The organism is Furfurilactobacillus entadae, from assembly GCF_045862745.1.
In the GTDB taxonomy this organism is placed as follows: domain Bacteria; phylum Bacillota; class Bacilli; order Lactobacillales; family Lactobacillaceae; genus Furfurilactobacillus; species Furfurilactobacillus entadae.
Map to the genome: position 1 here is coordinate 185,056 of NZ_BQXN01000001.1, position 19,413 is coordinate 204,468.

Sequence of the window (19,413 nt, forward strand, 5' to 3'; positions counted from 1 at the left end):
CAATAGAAGGCTGGTGCAGTTGACTGCCCAGCCTTCGGATTGTTTGTTCGGTTAAACGAGGTCCATCACGTTATGGACACTCAGTGGTAGGGCCGTAATGTCTTCTGCTTCCCAGTCGTGAAGAAGGGTATCAACAGCTGCATGACGATCAATCAGGACAATGCCACAGTCACCACCACCGGCACCTGATGTCTTAGCGGCACTGCCATGGTCCTCAGCGATGGCGCACAGCGTGTTTAGTGCGACGGTTTCGATCGGCACGTGACTGAAAGAACTCAATTGTTGGAGTAACTGCCGGTTGACCCGTAATTCAGTTTGGATGACATCGATGTCACCATCGCGGAACCCCTGAATCATGCGGTCTAGGCAATCACGGCTGGCGGTAAGGAACGCTTGATACTTTGCTTGATCAACGTCACGCGCATCAGAGACTTTATCCACTAAGTGGGACGTTGACGCTGGTGAACCAGTCCATCCAATGAGTAACCGCAAGTCAGTCGGAGGGGTCAATAATTCAACGGCTAACCCGGGCCATTCAAGTGCCAACAGGTCAGTCAATGAAAATTGTTGCCGTTGTTTAGCTAACCACTGGTGGTCAAAGGAGTGGTACGCAATCCAGCCGCCATAAACGGACGCTGCAATGTCACCCAGTGAGCCATTCCCCTGAACGTCGAGGTGGGCGATGGCAGCGAGTTTAAACAAAATGTCCTTGGTCAACGGGAGTTCATAAAATTTGCACAGGGCTTTAACCGTTCCAACAGTCACCGCAGCCGATGATCCGAGGCCAAACTTCTTACCATCCTTACTGTCTAACTGTGAATTGACGGAAAGGTGATAGAACTTTAGTTCACGGCCACAGGCGCGGGCGTAATTTTCAGTCAGTTGAATGGCTGAAAGTAGGTAATGAAACGGGTTATCCCGGTTATCAAAGACCAGTTCGTCACCGGCGCGCCGCCAGTTGACAGAGGTCTCTTTATACTGTTCGGAATCAATGGTCCCAAAGTGCTGACTTTCTTCAATGGTGACCGTCACAAACTGATTTAAAGCAACGATAATGGCTGGAAAGCCAGCCTCAACCACGGCGTATTCTCCGGCAATATAAAGTTTGCCAGGCGCTTGTACGCTAATCAATTCATCATGTCCTTTCAAGACAAAAAATTGCTGTACCGGCAATGAATCCCGTACAAGCATTTTCTGTGGTATCAATTTAATTAAAGGTAGGTGAGCCCTGGGCCGGGTTTAGCGACAACAAGTTGCTCATCACCAAATAGTGGGCGTAAGCGGGCCAAAATCGTTGGTACATCTGCCTGTTCACAGATGACCTTTACGTTTGGACCAGCGTCCATCGTATAATAGCAGTTTACCCCCTCTTGACGCAAGTCGGTAATTGCGGACATTGCGGTAAGGGTGTCCCCGTTGAAATACGTGAACGGTGGCGTTGCACTAAGCGTTGTTGCGTGCATACACATCGCGTTATGCTCGGCAATTTCGCCCACACGGTTTATGTCTTTTTTAAGTAGTGCCGCCGTCATGGGGGCGATATCCGCATTGGCTTGCTTAACCCAGTCAGCAAAGTAAGGCGAGGTTTGTGACTGTTTCATGCCATTTGTACTGCCCACTTTTTTGGCCGTCTTTGACACAACGATCGCAATCATCCGCAGCGGCCAGGTGACCGTTTCCTGAAGGGGTTCTGCAAACGAGGTCAGATCATCATGACCGGCATGCCACTGAACAAAGCCACCAAAAATTGAGCGTGACGCTGACCCTGAACCGCGCCGGGCAAGGCGTGAAAGGGTTTGACCGTCTGTAGGTAATCCCGCTGCTTTAGCGGCCGCGCCGGCCAGCGCAGCAAAGCCCGACGCCGATGACGCAAGCCCGGCTGTTGTAGGTACATGGTTGGCCGTTTCAATGTGAGCAAACGTGGTGATCCCCGCCGTTTGACGAATGAAATCCATGAAGTGCCGGATGCGCTGTTGGCCGGTGGCTGGTAACGTTAACCCATCTAAGGTGAGCTCATCAATGGTCAACGTTGGGTCAAAGTGAACGGTGGTCGTTGAATAAAAATGATCCAACGTCATGGAAATGGAGTCGTTTGTGGGGAGCATCAGCTGTTCATCAGCTTTCCCCCAGTATTTAATTAACGCAATGTTTGTGTGGGCCCGTGCGGTGACGGGGCGATCCAAAATGGTCATGAGTAAGTGTCCTTTGGTTAAATCGATGATGATGAAACGACGGATTAGCGACTAAAGGGTTCGATCCACGTCGCCGATGCACCTTGGTTTTGAAGGGCGTCAGCAACGGCCTGTGCTTCAGCGGCGGAATGGGTGAGGGCAATCATGCAACCGCCAAGACCACCACCAGTGAGCTTGGCGCCCAGTGCGCCCGCTTGGTTAGCGGCGTCAACAAGGCGCTGAAGCACGGGATGGTTTACCCCAAGTGCCGTTAGGTCTTGTTGAGCAGCGTTCATAATGGTGCCCAGTTCATGCGCACGATCATGTTGAAGACACACGGCCGCTTCACGCGTTAACGTGCCAAGGTGGTTAATGAGCTGTTGGCCCACACCGGGGCGTTCAGGATCGGTGAGCAATTCATTCACGGAATTGACTGCTAACCCCGTTTGCCCAGTTACTCCGGTGTCCCCAATCACAAGGTGAGCGTTTAAATGAATTGGAATGTGTGTTAGGGGTTGGTCTTTGATCAGCCACACTGGTTCTGTTGCGCTAACGGTGGCTGCGTCGATGCCTGAAGGCGAGCCATGGGTGATCATTTCTTCGATGTTCACGGTGGCTAGCAGGTCCTGCTGATCGAGCGGTGTTTCAAAGAAGTCGTAGACTGCCCGAACGATTGCTGTTGCGATGGCAGCGGATGAGCCCATCCCACGTTCTTCGGGAATTGTGCTCGTTAGCGTTAATGTAAACGGTTGTGTCTCAGCGTGAAACCGTTGAAATAAGCGGTCAATTAAGACACGAATGCCTTCAAACGCGCCCGGTAGTTCAGCTAACGCACCCGTAAAGTAATCGCTAACGAGTTGACGATCACTAACGCTTTCTTGGATGGTGGCTGTAACCGGTAAATGTTGAAGTGGAATGGCGATGGCAGGTTGATGGTGAACAACACTGTGTTCACCAAGTAAAATAATTTTGGCATGTGCATGGCCGGTGCCAACACGCATATCGATCACCTCGAAACGAAAATTTGGGGTCCCTAGGGCGAATTGACGTCCGCTAACCCATCTAGCACCAATCATACCATAGTTTTTACGGGTTTTATGCGTGTGATCTGCTTTGCCTGATGGCAGAAACAGAGTAAACTAGACCTAGAGATTATTTCTTCGGTACGCAGTTGGTTGCCGAAGTGACGAAAGGCGTTTAAGAGACTAATAATGAATAATGACACAACGTATGCTGTCGTTGACATCGAGACGACCGGAACCAGTGTAAAGGATGGAGACCGGGTCATTCAGATCGGGTGCGCATTCATCCGCCACGGGAAGGTTATCGATCACTACAGCACAAAAGTTAATCCCGGGAAACCCATTCCGGGCAACATTACCCATTTAACAACAATTACAAATAAGGATGTTGCACAGGCGCCGTACTTTGATGATCTGGCGGGGTCTTTGTATGCAATGCTTCAGGGAACCGTGTTTGTAGCCCATAACGTAAACTTTGACTTTCCGTTTTTAAACGCTGAGTTTGCGCGCGTCGGGTATCCGAGTTTACAAATTCCCGCGTTAGACACCGTGACGTTGACCCAAATTTTATTCCCAACGTTAACCAGTTTTCGGCTCCGCGATTTGAGCGCCTACTTTGCAATTGAACATGACCATCCCCACACGGCCGATTCTGATGCGGATGCAACCGGCATTTTATTGATCCAGCTGTTCGAGCGGTTGGCATCATTACCGGTTAACACGTTGCGGCAATTGGTGAATCTAAACTTAACGTTGCCAGCTGATACCGCCAGTGTCTTTAGTGATGCACTGGATTTTGCCCGCCAACACCCACGAAAATTACCGGCAGGACAGTATGTTCGAAATCGGTTAGTTCTTCATGAAGCGACTGCAATCAAGGCCGTTGACCTGGGGCAGCCACGAGCTTACCCCAAGTCAAAGCTAGCTAAGCAAAAGCTGTGGGGAACGGCCCTTGGTTGGCGTGATGCACAAGCAAAGATGATGAACCAAATTTTTAATAATTACAGTCATGAAGACACGAAGAACTTGATCATTGAAGCACCGACGGGGATTGGAAAATCCCTTGGCTACGCAGTTCCGTTCACATTCCTCTCCCAAACGGGGAAGGCCACGGTCATTTCCACGCAAACAACGGTGCTTCAGGAACAATTTATGACGAATACGGTGCCTAAGTTGCGAGCCATGCTTCCGTTTGATTTTAACGTTGTTGCAGTTAAGGGTAGCCACCATTACATTGATCTGAACCGCTTTGCGGCAAGTTTGACGATCCCTGAACACTCACAACAAAGTCAGTTTTTGAAGGCGCGAATTCTGGTTTGGTTATTGCAAACGGAAACAGGTGATCTGGATGAATTACACCTGAACTCGTACCGGGCGCAACTATTTGACGAAATTTGTCACCATGGGTTGGCGTCGATCAACGAAAAGGATCCATTTTATGAGGATGATTACCTTCGGCGGCTGGACCAACGCATTCGCCAGGCGACCCTTGTTGTGGTTAACCACGCGTACCTAACAACACATGCACCACAACTCGATAACTTACTTAATAAGCCGTATTTATTGGTGGACGAAGCCCAACACTTGCCGGATGTAACAACCATCAATCAGCGCACAACGGTGAAGTTTCACGATGCAATGTCCTTGTTGCACCACGCCCAGGCCAACATTTTTAATCAGCATGACCATCATTTAACGGCACTATTTAAGGATGATAGTCGGGCCACGACCGTCCTGAATAATTTGGCAGGGATTTTGTTAAAACTTGATGCAGATACTGACCAGTTTGCCCAGTCTCTGTACCGCCAATTTTTGCTAACCGCACAAGTTAGTGCACATGGTCAACGGTTGGTGGAACAATTGGTTGATAACGCGGCGTTAAAGACGCTAATGAATCAGACCGATGGGGTGTTTAGTGACCTCCTGAAGGGTGATCAGCAGATGATGACCGTGCTGGCATTGTTAACGAAACAATTTACGGCACAGAGTAAAAAGTGGCTGAATTCAGACGTTGCGTTGATGCACGAATTTAGTACCACTGTCGACCGGATCCATGAATTGCTAGATCAATTACGTGAGTTTTCCGAACAATTGGGAGATCCGGCCACGACAAACGTGTACTGGATTCGTCAAAGTCAGTACGGTGATTCTGCCAGTTTGGAATTAAGTGGTGGCTTGTTAATGGCAGGCGGCTGGCTGCGCGAACACATTTACAGTCATTTCCAACGGCCAACGTTTACCGGCGCAACGCTGTTTACATCGTCACGAGCAAACTACTTGATGACCGCGCTCGACCTTGATAAGGACGAAACGGCGACAAAACGGTTGCCGGAACAATTTGATTATAAAAAGCAGGCCCGGTTGTTTGTGGCCACGGACGCACCGGCCATTGCCATCAACCACCCAGAGATTCAATCAACTTACTGGGCTGAAACAGTGGCCAAATTGGTGAAGGAAAGTGATCGGCAGACCCTCGTGTTGTTCAACTCACTAGCGGCCGTCAACGCTGTGTATGGCGCGCTGACCCACGGATTGCTTCCAGCAAAGTATGCGGTGTATGCCCAGGGCGTGACGGGGAGTCGTGAGAAGAACTTAAAACGGTTCACAACGGAAGACCATGCTGTCTTGTTGGGTGCGGCCAGCTACTGGGAAGGAATCGATTTGCCGGAGCATGCGCTTGAACTATTGATCGTTACCCGGCTACCGTTTGACGCCCCAACGGACCTCTTAGTTGCTGCAACTAATGCCCGGTTAGAGGCGACTGGTCACAATCCGTTTTATGCTGCCGCGCTCCCAAAAGCGACGCTACGCTTGCGTCAAGGGATTGGTCGTTTAATTCGAACAGAGACGGACCGCGGGGTGATCGTTGTGCTTGATCCGCGGTTAATGACCAAACGCTACGGGACAACGATGCAAAAAGCGTTACCAACGGGGTTAACGGCCATTCCGCAACGAACGAGTGAAATCATCAAACAAACACAAAATTTCTTTAGATGAAGTTAAGGTCGTTGTCTCGGTGATTAAATTTGCTATAATGAACAAAGCAATTATCGAAAAGTGAGATGGGAGTCAACCATGCGGCGTCAGCAACATCAACGAAGAAACTGGTCACAAATTACATTATGGGTTCTGTTAGCCCTGATCTTGGTGTTAGGGAGCACGTTCATTGTCTTTCATGAAGCGCTGCGACCGGGAAAGACCGCGGCCAGCCAAACGATTCAAATTGCCCAAAAAGCGGGTGTCACGGGCGGCACAGATTTCTTAACGTATAATCGCCAACAAACTTACTATTCAGTTAGCGGAAAGAACCGTAAGCAACAAGCGGTTTATGCCATTGTTGCTAAGAAATCTGGTCATGTAACGACCGTCAAGCAGTCTCAAGGCAAGACAAAAACGGCCATTTTACGCCAGGTCTGGCAGAAAGTTAAACCACAAAAAGTGTTAAACATCGGCCTTGGCCTAAAGGCTAACCAACCCGTGTGGGAAGTTACGTACCTCAACGCAAAGGGCGATTTATGTTATAACTTGTATGACTACCATAACGGGAATACCGTTCAATCGATTCAGAACTTGTAGGGCATGCAACTAATTATTAAAGGGCGGGGCGTAGTGGCCCCGTCCTTTTTTGAATTTAAAAAGTGAGTGAACTTTAGAAAGGTGTTAAACGATGGATGAGTTTTCAAAAGCGTTACTCCAAGCCGGCACAACGATGGTTAACAACCTTGTTTTAACGCGGTACCGTGACCTTGGCATGAGTAATGAAGAACTGATTGTTTTTTTGCAGTATAAACGATCATTAGATCGCGGAATCGATTTCCCGGATGCGCAAGCAGTTGCGGATGTGATGGGAACGACAACGGCCGCTGTTTACATGCACTTGGACAGTTTACTGAAAAAGAAACTTCTGTTGATTGAATCCACAACGGATTCATCCGGGAAGCTGCGTGACCGGTACGACTTTACGCCGCTGTATGACCATCTAGCAGGCCTTACTCAACATCTGAGCGGTGCCGCGGCTACCAGTGCGGCAGTGGCGGCGCCGAAGTCAACATCCGCGCGGGAAGACGTCTTTAATCGAATTGAAGTCGAGTTTGGCCGCCCACTAAGTCCCACGGAACTGCAAACTATCGCCCGTTGGTTTGATGAGGATCATTTTAAACCAGAGTTGATTTTATTAGCACTCCGGGAAGCTGTTTTAAACCAGGCGTACAGTCTGCGGTACATTGACCGGATCTTGTTAAACTGGCGACAGAAAAACATCACCTCGGCCGGCCAGGTCGAACGTGATTTGGCAGAACGGCGGCAACAGCGAAGCACGCCAGCAAAGGCGAAGCCGACCACTAGCGGTCCAACCATTCCGTTATTTAAGGTGTCGGAACCGGCGCCGGACTCTCAATAAAAGTAGTTGAGTACCGTGGTGACATTAGAAAACGACAAAAAAAACTGATTTCCCAAACGGGAAATCAGTTTTTTACTTTATAACTCAGCGGCTTATTGCGCGTGAGATTGTGATGAGGCAGCTGGCGTACTTGTGCTCGATGAAGTACTCGATGAAACGCTACTTGATTCACTGTTGCCATTATTACCTGATCCTTGAGAGGACTGTGTTTCAGAACTCCGACCATCAGATTCATTAGTTGATGACGTTGAGCTGGAGGACCCATTAAAGGATGAGAAGGAGACAGCGGATGATGATGAACCAGTCGCGCTACTTTGATCCTTGCTATTACCGTTTAAATATTGCCGCCAGTTTGAACCAGCCACAACCAGTTCGTTAACGCCATTATGCTTAACAACGTCCACAGAACTTGGGCGGGTCCAGTCGTCATTCTCCTGGGTTTGCGCCATGTAAAGCTGCAAGTTCTTGTAAACGGACTCGGCAATGGCGAGCTGCGCGGTGGTCATGTAATGGCCCGGCTCGTTTGGTTGATCATACCCAGTCCAAACGGAAATTGTGCTGTGTTTAGTGTACCCAGTGTACCAAGCGTCTTCAACGGCGTTTGAAGGAACGGTCGTCACACTGCTTGAGTAACCAGACTGTCCGGTCTTACCAGCTTGGTGAAGCCCGGAAATTTGGGCATTCGGTGCCCAGTCGCCGGTTGGCACGCCCTTTAACATGTCCGTTAACATGTAAGCGGTGGCTTCACTCATTGAGCGGTGTGATTTAACTGAGAACCTATGGGTCGCACCATCTTGCGTGACAACCTTATTGACTAAGTGAGGGGCGTAGTAGGTTCCGCCGTTTGAAAGTGCGGAGAATGCGGCTGCTTCTTGTTCACTAGAAACGTAAACCCCGATCCCGTTAGAGTAAACCAGTGGGTCCTTGAAGGACATCCCGTTAGCAGCCATGAACTTCGTGGCATTATCCAGGCCAACGGCTTCTAATGTGCGGATGGCTGGGATGTTCCGGGACTCAACCAGTGCTTTTCTCATGGTGAGGGCACCCTGATATTGTTGGTCCCAGTCGTTTAATGCCGTGTTGGTTCCTGGATAGTTGTACTTAGTATCTTGAACCGTTTTAAACGTTGGCCACTTATTGTACTCAATGGCCGGGCCGTAATCCATGAACGGCTTAATGGTCGATCCGGATGACCGGTCCGTTTGGGTCGCCCGGTTTAACCCGAACGCAACGTTTTGCTTCCGACCACCAATCATGGCCGTTACTGCACCCGTTTCGGGGTCTGTCATGGTAACACCAACCTGCAGTAATTCGCTGGGGAAGTCCACGTACTTATCGGTGTTGACGATGTCGTACAAGCGTTGTTGAGCGCCCATGTTCAGGTTTGTGTAAACCTCCAACCCATCTTTATAAGGGTTGTAGCCCTTGTTATCTAATTCCTTGATGACTTGTTGCAGGTAAGCGTCAATGACCTTGTCATCAGAATCAGTGTCATTAATGGAGTGGTTGACGGAGATCCCTGACGAAATGGCTGTGTTAATCCCGGCGTTCATCTGGGCTTTTGAAATGACCTTATTTTCATACATCGCCTTTAAAACGGTGTCCCGACGTGCTTTTGCAAGGTCAGGGTGGGCGACTGGGTCATAGTTTGTTGGTGATTGGGGCATCCCGGCAAGCGTGGCTAACTGAACGTAATCAAGATCGCTAAGTGACTTATTATAGTAGTACTTAGCAGCGGTCCCCATGCCGTAGATCCCGTTCCCCATGTAAACTTTGTTAATGTAGAATTCGAGAATTTGATCCTTTGAGTAGTGCTTTTCAACGTAGTAGGCAAGGGCGGCTTCTTGAGCCTTCCGCTTCAACGTTCGGTCGGATGCGGCCGTTGAGAAGACGGACAGCTTAACTAACTGTTGGGTCAGCGTGGAACCACCTTGCATACCAAGCGAACTACCACGGGCGTTGGACAATGCTGCACTGATGATCCGAGTTGGATCGATCCCAAAGTGATGCTTGTAGAACCGTTTGTCTTCAATGGAAACAACGGACTGTTTCAGTTCCTTAGGAATTTGATCAGAGTGAACGTAGGTCCGGTTTTGCGACCCCAAGTTAGAAACGACCTTACCGTCGCTATCCAAAATTTCTGTGGAATTTTGGCTGGTCAGTTGGGCCGTGGTAATCTTTGGCGCCCCCGCTGCGTAAACAGCGAATAGTCCCACACCGGCGAGAATTCCGGCAAAGATGATGCCAAGGGCCCAGTAAAGAATGGTCCGCCATAATGGTCGGGGACGTTTGGGACGGGGCGCTTTAGTACCGTTATCATTACCGTGGTAACGACCAGTACGGGTATTATTGTCAGACATGTTACATTGCTCTCCTTAAATACAATTACTTCAATTGTTGGATCAGTTGATCGACAGCTGTCAGGTACGGAATGAGCGGATTCAATTGGTAGGGAATGGCAATGCCTACCTCATCAAACACACTCCGGGGGATCGATTTTCGACCACCAGTTTCCTGGGCATCCCAGTAACTGATGAGCGCCGATGCTGGTAGTAAGAACGTGACGTTTTCCGTTGTAAATCGGATGATGGCAAAACCGATGCCACCTGCTTTAAGACAAGCACGAAGGTGAGTGACCTGGTGCTTATGGAAATTTTTAAGCGGAAAGGCAGTTTGGCTCTTAGTCTCCTTAGCGTCAAAATCAATGTAGTGCCCGCGGTAAACACCATTGTAGTCTGTTGTTGACGGTTGGCCGAAGTAGGCTTCCTTAATGGTTGCCGCCGCCCGTCGTGGATAATCAACTTTAACAATTTGAACTGGTGTCGGCTTTTTATGGACAACAGCAATGCCGTGCGCCAAATAATATTGGTTGCTTTCATTCAATTCTGCTTCTAGTGACATCCCACGCTCACCGTAGTTGGTTGCGGCGGGAATGCGCTGGGCAGCTGAATGCTGACTAGGTCCATGATAGGTTGACCCGTTTGGATAACGGATGTTCAAAAAGACCACACTCCTTTACAATGCACTTATTATATCAGATTTGATGACGTGGCCGTCATTTGGATTAGATGGTAACGTAGTCGTAACATTTAGTCCACATCCTTATCATTAAATGTTGTAAACTATTATTGAAGGGGTGATCAAATGAGCCGATTATGGGTAAGTGGCTACCGAAGCTATGAACTAGGCGTTTTTGGGACAAAAGATCCTAAATTAGCGGTGATTCAGTTTGCCCTAAAGCAAGCGTTGATCAATCAAATTGAAAATGGTGTGGATTGGATTATTACTGGTGGGCAGCTTGGGGTTGAACAGTGGGTTGTGACGGTTGCAAATGAGTTGAAAACAGACTACCCACAACTAAAGGTGGCCGTGATGTTGCCGTTTGCCGAATTTGGTGGCAACTGGAACGAAGCCAATCAAGCCCAGTTGTCAGCACTACTTGAAACGGCTGATTTTACGGCGAGTGTGTCCGATCAGCCCTATCAATCGCCTCAACAATTAAAAAATTATCAAGCCTTCATGCTTTCACACACAGACGCTGCCCTTTTAGTATATGATGAAGAACATGAAGGGAAACCAAGCTATGATTACCTTGCCATCAAGGCATTTAGCGAGGACCATCCCTACACAGTAACGTTAATTGATTTTGATTGGTTGCAAGAAAGTGCCAATGAATATCAAGAAAATCAGCAACAATCGTTTTAATTTCGATTGAAGTGCGCTACAATAATTCAAGTCGTGTTTCGACAGACAGATGATGAGGTGTAACATTCATGCAAGAAATCAACTTTAGCACGCAGGACATTCTGCAAAAAGAATTTAAGGAAAAACGAATGGGATCGGCTTACGACCCAACGGACGTTGATAGTTTCCTTGATTTGGTGATTAAGGATTACGAGACCTTTAATCGTGAAGTTTCACAACTTCGTGCGGAAAACGAACAGCTATCAGGCAAGGTTGACGATTTAACGCGCCAAGTGAGTGCTGCTCGTCAGTCAACGCCAAGTGCACCGGAAACGGTGAGTCAGGCTAACAACAGTGTCACTAACATGGATATTTTGAAGCGACTGTCCAATTTGGAACGTCACGTTTTCGGATCCCAGTTAGACAACGGCACAAATTCAGCTTCTCAGCAGACGGGGTTTGACACACCGTCACATTCTGGTTGGAGCAACTAATTTAATGTGATCGATTTGCAAATTTCGGGTAATTGGGCGTAACTTATGTTGCGTCAGGAAAGTCCATGCTCGCACAGGCTGTGATGCCTGTAGTGTTCGTGCTCAGTGAAAAAATAAGCTGGGGTACCTTCTTTGAAGGTAACGGCGGGAAAAAACGGCTAAGGCTTCGGCTATGCTTGAGTATCCCTGAAAAGTGCCACAGTGACGATACCAGTGCGGAAACGTGCTGGGTGGAACGCGGTAAACCCCTCGAGCGGGAAACCCAAACTACGGTAGGGGAGCTTCACATAGGTAACTGAACTGATTGTGGGGGAGGATCTTTGATCCTGAGATAGATGATTACCACGGAGTAGACTGCGCCTGAGGTCTACAAAGTACAAAACATGGCTTACAGAAATTTGCAACAGGCAGCGGCTTCCCATGTGTGGGAAGCCGTTTTTTTAGGCAAAGTTATGGTAAGATGAAGCAACCATCATTACCGTTTTTACGATGAAGTAACGACGCTAAACGACACAATTTTAAGGAGCAAACATGCAAACGTTTGAGTTAATTGCCACTTGTGCGGCTGGAATCGAAGCCCTGGTCGGCCGCGAACTACGCGATTTAGGGTACGACGTGCAGGTCGAAAACGGTCGGGTACGGTTCCGCGGGACGATTAAAGATATTTTGACGGCCAACCTTTGGCTACGGACCGCCGACCGCATCAAAATCGTGGTCAAAGAATTTTCCGCAGTGACCTTTACGGAATTATTTGATAATACGCGGGCCATTCAATGGGATGAATTACTCCCAATGGATGCGCATTTTCCTGTTGAAGGGCGGTCACATAATTCGCAACTGCACAGTGTACCGGATGCACAGGCCATTGTGAAGAAGGCCATCGTTGACCAATTGAGTGATATTTATCACCGGCGGTCACGGTTGCCTGAAACGGGCGCAACGTTCCCCCTGGAAGTGGTCATTAACAAGGATGAGGTCATGCTGACCCTGGACACCACTGGTGACTCACTGTTTAAACGGGGTTACCGGGTTGGAAAAGGGAATGCGCCATTAAAGGAAAACATGGCGGCAGCATTGATCTTATTGACCCACTGGAATCCAAGTGACATGCCATTTGTTGACCCCGTCTGTGGGTCAGGAACGCTAGCCATTGAAGCATCATTGATTGCACGAAATATCGCCCCTGGTTTTAACCGGCGCTTTGTGTGTGAAGACTGGCCGTGGGTTCCAACCACGGTGGCTGACGAAGTTCGTGATGCTGCCGACGATCGTGCCGATTATGACAGTGAATTTGACATTTCCGGGAGTGACATTGATCCAGAAATGGTGGCCATTGCTAAAAAGAACGCGCAGGCGGCGGGCTTGAGTCAAGACATAACGTTTACGGTTGCGGATGTAACGACGTTTGAAACGGATAAACTAAACGGGGTTATTGTGGCTAACCCACCATACGGGGAGCGATTGAGTGACGAGGCCAGTGTGCGGGAATTATACCGTGGCATGGGCCGGGCCTTTAAGCGGTTACCGACATGGAGCAAGTACATTTTGACAAGTGACCTTGATTTTGAAACGTCTTACGGCCAACGGGCAACCAAAAAGCGCAAGCTGTATAACGGGGCCCTCCGGACGGATCTATATCAGTACTGGGGAAAGCCCATCTGGCAACATGATGAACCAGCCGCTAAGTAGTGGGCTGCGCTAATGAGCTAAAAAACGTCATTCAGAGATTATTTCTCTGGATGACGTTTTTACTTGGCGTAAATTAAGGGACATTAAATGTGTTTCTGTTAAAGATTCAGGAAAGCACGTGGGGTCTTTGGGAGAGGTATGCTAAGCTTGATGTAATTGGGAAGGACGACGAAGACATGACAAATAAAATTGCGATTATTGGTGGCGGGATCGTGGGAAGCACCGCTGCATTTTATCTCCACCAGGCCGGTGCACAAGTGACCCTCTTTGATGAAGGGACGGGGCAGGCAACCAAGGCAGCCGCAGGAATTATCTCCCCCTGGCTTTCAAAACGCCGGAATCAGCAGTGGTACCGGTTGGCCACGGCGGGGGCAGCCCTTTTTAATGAACTGGTGATGGATGCCCATTTGACCCATGATGTGTATGCAAAGACGGGGACCATTTTGACCCGGGCTAATCTGGATGATTTAGATGCGCTGGAAGCCTTAACTTACGAACGCCGTGAAAACGCACCGGATCTGGGTGAAATATACCGTTTAAATGAAGGCTCCATCCGGGCAATGTTGCCGTTTGTTCAGCACACCGCTCCAGGGATTTTGATTACTGGTGGGGCTCGCATTGATGGTGAGCAGTTCTGTTTGGCACTTCAACGGGCCGCTGCTGTGACCGCTCGTCATGAACGAGTGGCACTAACACCTAATGGGGCAGTCCAAACGGCCGCGCAGATTGAGTCATTCGACGCAGTGATCGTGGCTGCTGGAGCGTGGCTACCCGAGCTATTAGCGCCGCTGGGGTTAGCGGTTGCGGTCCGGCCACAGAAGGGCCAGTTGATTGAACTCTCCCTGCCGAAACGACCGCAAGATGATCAGCAACCGGTGTTAATGCCTGAGGGTGAACGGGACTTTATTCCCACTGGCCAGGGACGGTTGATCGTTGGGGCCACGCATGAAAATGACCAAGGATTTGACCGGACTGAATCTGATGAAATAAAAACGGATTTACTTGCCTCTGCCCAGCGCGTTATTCCTGACGTGCAGGCGGCTAACATTACCCGTGTTCGTGTCGGTACCCGTGCGTACACCGCGGACTTTGCACCATTCTTTGGGGCAGTTCCCGGTCACCCAACCCTGTTTTCTGCGAGCGGTTTAGGGTCATCTGGGTTAACGACCGGGCCCATTATTGGTCAGCAGTTGGCGGCGATGGCGTTGGGCCAACAAGTCAACGTAACGGATTACACCAAACCGTTAACAAACTACATGCACGTTATTTAGTGGCGTCATGGAGGGCTTGAAGGGCCAGTTGATGGGCACCACGATTTTCCCGTTCCGGGAGCCACTGTGTAATGACCAGTTGAAACTGATCTTGCAGTGCGAGTAGTTGCGCGGTTAATTCCGGGTAATGTTTGGTGACACCCTTACCAACGGCGTCAGCGACAAGCCGGCTATCGGTAAAAAACATCACGGTATCTGTTGTCTTCGCCACGGTCGCTGCGGCTTTAAACCCTGCTAGAGCGGCCTGAAATTCCGCCGTGTGATTATCCGCGGCACTGACTGTCTGCTTGAGCTGCTCTTGGTGGCCATTCGTAATGAGTAAAATCCCGGCACCACTTGGTTGGTCGGGATGGGGATGTTGTGCGATACTAGCAGCATCGGTGTAAAGTTTAATAATCATCTTTGTCCTCAAAAAATTTGGTAAAATAAAGGTTATAACAGAGAAAGAGGTAAGTGCCATAATGGCAAAACAACGGTTTTATTATCGCCCCAGTGGCTTAACAGCTGTGACCATTTGGTCATGGGTCACGATCTTCTTTTGTGCAGGGGTAACGTTCCAGTACGAAATGGCTAAGTTTAACTGGCCAGCAATTGGTATTGCCGTGTTGTTTGCTGGGCTTCTCGCATGGCAACTGCTCGGCCGGCAAATTGTGCTCGACGGTCAAAATTTACGGGTGCGGCGGTTACTTGCACCACGGGCGTTAGTGATCAATGTCCACCAATTAACGCACCTGACCTTTAACGGGCGGACAATGAGTTTTAGTGTCGCAGGGAAGCCTTACGCAATGCGCATGACTAAACGGGCACTTGCTCAATTGCAAGAACAGTTACCAACAGCCTAAAGCCATAGTAGCACATTGCTAATAATGACAGCCGACAATGTGAAGATTAGAAAGGATGACGTCCATGACACAACCAAAAGACATTGAAATTGCACAAAGTACGCCGCTTAAAAAAATTGCGACGATTGCAGAAACGGCGGGATTAACACCAGATGAAATCGAACCGTACGGTCATTATAAGGCAAAGATTGATCTGCCCTTAGCCTCAAAACGACCAAATGGAAAATTGATTTTAGTGACGTCCGTTAATCCCACACCAGCTGGTGAAGGAAAAACGACCGTCACCATCGGTCTTGGGGATGGGCTACGGAAAATTGGTAAGAAGGCCGTCTTGGCCTTACGGGAACCCTCACTTGGTCCCGTGATGGGAATGAAAGGTGGCGCGACCGGCGGGGGGTACGCACAAGTTGCGCCCATGGCTGACATCAATCTCCATTTTAATGGTGATTTTCACGCGTTGACCACCGCTAATAATACGTTGGCCGCCCTCATTGATAACCACATTCAGCAGGGAAACGCGCTTCACATTGATCCACGCCGGATCAGTTTTCACCGTGTGTTAGATATCAATGACCGTGCGCTACGAAACGTAGTCATCGGAATGGGTGGGCCCACATCAGGAATGCCGCGGGAAGACCACTTTGACATCACGGTTGCTAGTGAACTCATGGCAATCTTGTGTTTAGCCAGTGACCTTCATGATCTTAAAGTACGGATCAACCGGATGGTGGTGGCCGAAACCACGGATCGTGAACCGATTACGGTTGCGGACTTACAGGTCGGTGAAGCCATCGCCTTGTTACTAAAGGAAGCCATTAAGCCAAACTTGGTTCAGACGTTAGAAGGCACACCGGCCATCATTCACGGCGGTCCGTTTGCAAACATTGCCCACGGCTGTAACAGTGTCTTAGCCACCCGGACAGCGCTCCAATTAGGTGACTATGCCGTCACAGAGGCCGGTTTTGGTGCCGACCTTGGCGGCGAAAAGTTTTTGGACATCAAGGTCCCTGTCTTGGGACAAGTACCAGACGCCATTGTTTTAGTGGCAACCGTGCGGGCGTTAAAACTCCACGGTGGGGCAGCCCTTGCCGACTTAACAACCCCGGATCTAGCCGCGTTGAAAGCGGGCTTGGCTAACCTGGGGCAACACCTGCGCAGCATGCAACGGTACCAAGTGCCGGTGGTGGTCGCCATCAACGCGTTTGCCACAGACACACCAGAAGAGCTTACCATGATTCAAGACTACTGTGCTCAGTTTGACGTTTTAGCCGTTGAGGCGGACGAATGGGCACACGGTGGGGAGGGAACAACTGCGTTAGCACAAGCCGTCGTAACGGCAGCTGACCAGCCAGCCCACTTTACACCACTGTACCAGGACGATGATGATGTCGTTACCAAGGCAGAGACCATTGTTAAAACGATCTATGGTGGGCAAAACGTTATTTTAGAACCACACGCGAAGGCACAATTACGGCGATTCGCGAAGTACGGTTGGGATAAGCTGCCAGTTTGCATGGCCAAAACGCAATATTCATTGACGGACCAGCCCAAACGACTGGGGGCACCGACTGACTTTGACATCCACATCCGTGAATTTCAGCCACGGTTAGGGGCCGGGTTCATGGTGGCGTTAACGGGGTCGATCCTAACGATGCCGGGACTACCAAAACACCCAGCAGCCTTAGACATGGGCATCACAGACGACGGGGTTATCTCGGGGATTTTCTAAGCCATTTTGGTGATCAAAGAAAGGGAGTCGTGGCACTTGCCACGCACACATATGCTATATTACTGGTTGTTAATCATCGCGTTGGTCGGAGCCGATCAGGGCATTAAATATTACATTACGACACAGGTCTCCTTAGGGAGTACCCACACGTTTATTCCAGGGGTTCTATCACTCACGAATTTACGTAACGATGGCGCTGCATGGTCATTACTTGAAGGCCGCTTAGATGTTTTTGTTATTATCACCATTGTGGCGATTGTCGTACTCTTGTACGCCATGGTGCGGTTACGTCACCAGCGGCTTTACATGATGGGCATTACGATCATGATGGCCGGAACGTTAGGCAATTTCCTTGACCGGATCCGGTTACACTATGTTGTTGACATGTTCCAATTTGATTTCTTAAAGAGTTTTCCAATTAGCAACTTTGCGGACTGGTGCTTGACGGTAGGCGTGGTGCTTCTCATCATCGCCGTTTTAACAGACCATGATGGGGACGCAGAACCAAAGCATGAAAGTCATCCACGGCACGCAAAGTAACAAAATGATCATCTAGGAGTTTTATGAACGAGAAAGTAGAGAACACGATGGCAGAGATGGACGATTTAAACGGTGAGCCAACGTTACAGCCTGAGGCACTGACCCAGACCTTTAGCGTAACGGCGAATGAAGCAGGGCGGATCGACAAGGTGTTAAGTCAGTTAGCAGGAATCACCCGCTCACAGGCGCAAGTCGCCATTAAAGACGGCCGGGCACAGGTAAACGGTGCGGTGGTCAAAAATCGGCAGGTAGTTGCTGAAGGTGACCAAGTGACGTTTACGGCAAAGGCAGCAGTGCCCATTAGTACAGTACCAGAAAACATCCCACTGGACATTGTTTATGAAGATGACGATGTCTTGGTGGTCAATAAACCACAGGGGATGGTCGTTCACCCTGCACCAGGCCATCCTGACCACACGTTGGTTAACGCGCTCCTGTATCACAGTCCGCTATCGACCATCAACGGTAGTTTACGGCCAGGAATTGTTCATCGAATCGATAAGGATACGTCGGGTCTGCTCATGGTGGCTAAAAACGACATGGCACACCAGAGCTTGACGGCCCAATTAAAGGCGAAAACAAATGAACGGCAATACGTTGCGTTAGTCCACGGGGTGATTCACGAAGAGGACGGAACCATCGACGCTCCGATTGCACGATCACCAAAGGATCGAAAGAAAATGGCCATTGTTCGTGATGGTCGACACGCAATCACCCATTTTCACGTGTTAAAACGGTACCGTCAGTACACATTAGTCAGTTGTCGATTAGAAACCGGGCGAACCCACCAGATTCGGGTCCACATGGCCTACATTGGTCATCCATTGGCGGGTGACCCGCTGTACGGACCAAAGAAGACGTTACCAGGAGCTGGTCAGTATCTAACCGCGCAGACACTTGGCTTTTCACATCCACGAACCGGCGAAGCTATGCGCTTTGAAATTACGTTACCGGTGTGGTTTACCAACATGCTAGATCAATTAGATGCTCAGGAACAATCAACGAAGGGGTAAGGATAGATGGCAAAAGAAGTTGTGGATGCAATGGCAATGCAACGTGCACTGACACGAATCACCTACGAGATCATTGAACGAAATCGGGGGATCGGAAACTTAGTGCTGATCGGGGTTAAAACGCGGGGCGTCTTTTTAGCAAACAGAATTGCCGCACGGTTACAACAACTGGAAGATACGGTGGTTCCCGTGGGCGAACTAGACGTTAGCGGATACCGCGACGATGTGAACGGCACACAACCGGATGGAAAAACAGCGATTACGAAACTCAACACGAGCATTACTGATAAGAAGGTTGTGTTAGTTGATGATGTTTTGTACACCGGCCGCACCATTCGGGCCGCACTAGACGCCATCATGGACCTTGGGCGACCAAACAGTATTAATCTAGCTGTCCTGGTTGATCGTGGGCACCGTGAATTACCCATTCGGGCAGACTTCGTTGGGAAAAACATTCCGACGGCGCAAAACGAACACATTCGCGTTGCAGTGGAAGAAATTGACGGTCACGACGGGGTCGAAATTATGACCGGAACGGACGCTGACTAAGTTCACAACG

General features: G+C 49.4%; 18 protein-coding genes and 1 other RNA gene. 13 read left to right on the forward strand and 6 right to left on the reverse strand.

All coding sequences use genetic code 11. The features are described 5' to 3' along the window. Positions 1-51 precede the first annotated feature (51 nt). The 3 genes from ACKTR5_RS01000 to mvk all read right to left on the reverse strand — a co-directional run bounded on the left by ACKTR5_RS01000 (position 52) and on the right by mvk (position 3,172). Positions 52-1,131, reverse strand: coding sequence for a phosphomevalonate kinase (locus tag ACKTR5_RS01000; RefSeq protein ID WP_407878421.1), 1,080 nt, complete (start codon positions 1,129-1,131; stop codon positions 52-54). Between the two features lie 80 nt (positions 1,132-1,211). Next, complete coding sequence (gene mvaD, locus ACKTR5_RS01005) at positions 1,212-2,192, reverse strand: diphosphomevalonate decarboxylase (RefSeq protein ID WP_407878423.1); 981 nt, start codon at positions 2,190-2,192, stop codon at positions 1,212-1,214. A 44-nt stretch (positions 2,193-2,236) separates the two neighbouring features. Next, positions 2,237-3,172: a mevalonate kinase gene (gene mvk, locus ACKTR5_RS01010; RefSeq protein WP_407878425.1), complete on the reverse strand. Its 936-nt coding sequence runs from the start codon at positions 3,170-3,172 to the stop codon at positions 2,237-2,239. A gap of 210 nt (positions 3,173-3,382) precedes the next feature. Between mvk and ACKTR5_RS01015 the strand changes: the two genes are divergently transcribed. The 3 genes from ACKTR5_RS01015 to ACKTR5_RS01025 all read left to right on the forward strand — a co-directional run bounded on the left by ACKTR5_RS01015 (position 3,383) and on the right by ACKTR5_RS01025 (position 7,592). Then, positions 3,383-6,190 carry a helicase C-terminal domain-containing protein gene (locus ACKTR5_RS01015; RefSeq protein WP_407878427.1) on the forward strand — a complete coding sequence of 936 codons (2,808 nt, stop codon included), beginning with the start codon at positions 3,383-3,385 and terminating at the stop codon, positions 6,188-6,190. Positions 6,191-6,268: 78 nt separating this feature from the next. Further along, positions 6,269-6,769, forward strand: a complete 501-nt coding sequence (locus ACKTR5_RS01020) for a cell wall elongation regulator TseB-like domain-containing protein (protein WP_407878429.1) — start codon at positions 6,269-6,271, stop codon at positions 6,767-6,769. A 91-nt stretch (positions 6,770-6,860) separates the two neighbouring features. Further along, complete coding sequence (locus ACKTR5_RS01025; protein WP_407878431.1) at positions 6,861-7,592, forward strand: DnaD domain-containing protein; 732 nt, start codon at positions 6,861-6,863, stop codon at positions 7,590-7,592. A gap of 92 nt (positions 7,593-7,684) precedes the next feature. On the opposite strand, the gene ACKTR5_RS01030 is transcribed toward ACKTR5_RS01025, so the two are convergent. Both ACKTR5_RS01030 and recU read right to left on the reverse strand, forming a co-directional pair. After that, a complete protein-coding gene (locus ACKTR5_RS01030; RefSeq protein WP_407878433.1) occupies positions 7,685-9,952 on the reverse strand; it encodes a transglycosylase domain-containing protein in 2,268 nt (755 codons plus the stop codon). Between the two features lie 25 nt (positions 9,953-9,977). Continuing rightward, positions 9,978-10,592 carry a Holliday junction resolvase RecU gene (gene recU, locus ACKTR5_RS01035; protein ID WP_407878435.1) on the reverse strand — a complete coding sequence of 205 codons (615 nt, stop codon included), beginning with the start codon at positions 10,590-10,592 and terminating at the stop codon, positions 9,978-9,980. Positions 10,593-10,736: 144 nt separating this feature from the next. On the opposite strand from recU, the gene ACKTR5_RS01040 reads away from it, so the two are divergent. From ACKTR5_RS01040 to ACKTR5_RS01060, 5 genes are all read left to right on the forward strand, one after another. Then, positions 10,737-11,297 (forward strand): DUF1273 domain-containing protein, encoded by a 561-nt coding sequence (locus ACKTR5_RS01040; protein WP_407878436.1) that lies wholly within the window; start codon positions 10,737-10,739, stop codon positions 11,295-11,297. Positions 11,298-11,365: 68 nt separating this feature from the next. Further along, positions 11,366-11,770, forward strand: coding sequence for a cell division regulator GpsB (gene gpsB, locus ACKTR5_RS01045; protein WP_407878438.1), 405 nt, complete (start codon positions 11,366-11,368; stop codon positions 11,768-11,770). 20 nt (positions 11,771-11,790) lie between these two features. After that, positions 11,791-12,166: RNase P RNA component class B (rnpB, locus tag ACKTR5_RS01050), an RNA gene on the forward strand. A 135-nt stretch (positions 12,167-12,301) separates the two neighbouring features. Next, entirely contained in the window at positions 12,302-13,459 is a 1,158-nt protein-coding gene (locus ACKTR5_RS01055) for a THUMP domain-containing class I SAM-dependent RNA methyltransferase (RefSeq protein WP_407878440.1), read from the forward strand. A gap of 176 nt (positions 13,460-13,635) precedes the next feature. Beyond that, positions 13,636-14,730, forward strand: a complete 1,095-nt coding sequence (locus ACKTR5_RS01060) for an NAD(P)/FAD-dependent oxidoreductase (RefSeq protein WP_407878441.1) — start codon at positions 13,636-13,638, stop codon at positions 14,728-14,730. On the opposite strand, the gene ACKTR5_RS01065 is transcribed toward ACKTR5_RS01060, so the two are convergent. After that, complete coding sequence (locus ACKTR5_RS01065) at positions 14,723-15,130, reverse strand: RNase H family protein (RefSeq protein WP_407878443.1); 408 nt, start codon at positions 15,128-15,130, stop codon at positions 14,723-14,725. The two genes, ACKTR5_RS01060 and ACKTR5_RS01065, sit on opposite strands and share 8 nt — an antisense overlap. 61 nt (positions 15,131-15,191) lie before the next feature. Here ACKTR5_RS01065 and ACKTR5_RS01070 point away from each other — a divergent pair, with 61 nt between their 5' ends. From ACKTR5_RS01070 to pyrR, 5 genes are all read left to right on the forward strand, one after another. Continuing rightward, positions 15,192-15,572, forward strand: a complete 381-nt coding sequence (locus ACKTR5_RS01070; RefSeq protein ID WP_407878445.1) for an EbsA family protein — start codon at positions 15,192-15,194, stop codon at positions 15,570-15,572. A gap of 64 nt (positions 15,573-15,636) precedes the next feature. Further along, positions 15,637-17,301: a formate--tetrahydrofolate ligase gene (locus tag ACKTR5_RS01075; protein ID WP_407878447.1), complete on the forward strand. Its 1,665-nt coding sequence runs from the start codon at positions 15,637-15,639 to the stop codon at positions 17,299-17,301. 51 nt (positions 17,302-17,352) lie between these two features. After that, complete coding sequence (lspA, locus tag ACKTR5_RS01080) at positions 17,353-17,841, forward strand: signal peptidase II (RefSeq protein WP_407878485.1); 489 nt, start codon at positions 17,353-17,355, stop codon at positions 17,839-17,841. Between the two features lie 56 nt (positions 17,842-17,897). Next, a complete protein-coding gene (locus tag ACKTR5_RS01085; protein WP_407878487.1) occupies positions 17,898-18,854 on the forward strand; it encodes an RluA family pseudouridine synthase in 957 nt (318 codons plus the stop codon). A gap of 6 nt (positions 18,855-18,860) precedes the next feature. Next, on the forward strand, positions 18,861-19,403 hold the full coding sequence (gene pyrR, locus ACKTR5_RS01090; RefSeq protein ID WP_407878449.1) for a bifunctional pyr operon transcriptional regulator/uracil phosphoribosyltransferase PyrR: 543 nt from the start codon (positions 18,861-18,863) through the stop codon (positions 19,401-19,403). Positions 19,404-19,413: the final 10 nt, after the last annotated feature.